The following is a 505-nucleotide window of genomic DNA, read 5'->3' on the forward strand; positions in this document are numbered from 1 at the left end:
CCTTGGGTGGCCGCCGCCGTCGCAAGCTTGTTAAAGCCACTCCCCAGAAAGAGCAGCGCAAGCAGGATGCGCCCAACAAGGGCAAATGTGGCGGTAGGTTTCGATACGTCTTTCATGATGACTTCCTTTAAATGGCTAGAGACAAGGGAGCAAGTTGATGTAGGAAAGCGGGCTCAGGTGTGTTCAAGCGCTTTCGTAGGGCGCGAGTTCGCCCATCTCACCACGCCGATAGCGCTCAATGGCGTCACGGACTTGCTCGGTGGTGTTCATGACAAAGGGACCGTTGACGACAGTCGGCTCTTGAATATCCGCACCCGATAGCAGCAGGAACTGGCTTGGCCGCCATGCGTGGAATGTCAGCGTTGAACCGTCACCGGCAAGCGCCAGACCATGCCCGTGGGCGACCCGCTGCTCGCGCCGGTCAGAGCGAATCAGGACCTCGCCTGAGAAGACATACAGGAAAGCGTTGTGAGCGCTCGCCAAAGAAAACGCGATGTCGCGCTTC

Annotated in this window: 1 protein-coding gene; it reads right to left on the reverse strand. The window is 58.2% G+C overall.

The window, feature by feature from the left end:
* Nucleotides 1-183: 183 nt before the first annotated feature.
* Nucleotides 184-505, reverse strand: a 322-nt coding sequence (locus tag ACRYR9_RS20010) for a pirin-like C-terminal cupin domain-containing protein (RefSeq protein ID WP_432540255.1), incomplete at its 5' end; no start/stop codon positions are given.

The sequence above is a fragment of the Kineococcus auxinigenes genome, assembly GCF_050871525.1.
In the GTDB taxonomy this organism is placed as follows: Bacteria; Actinomycetota; Actinomycetes; order Actinomycetales; family Kineococcaceae; genus Kineococcus.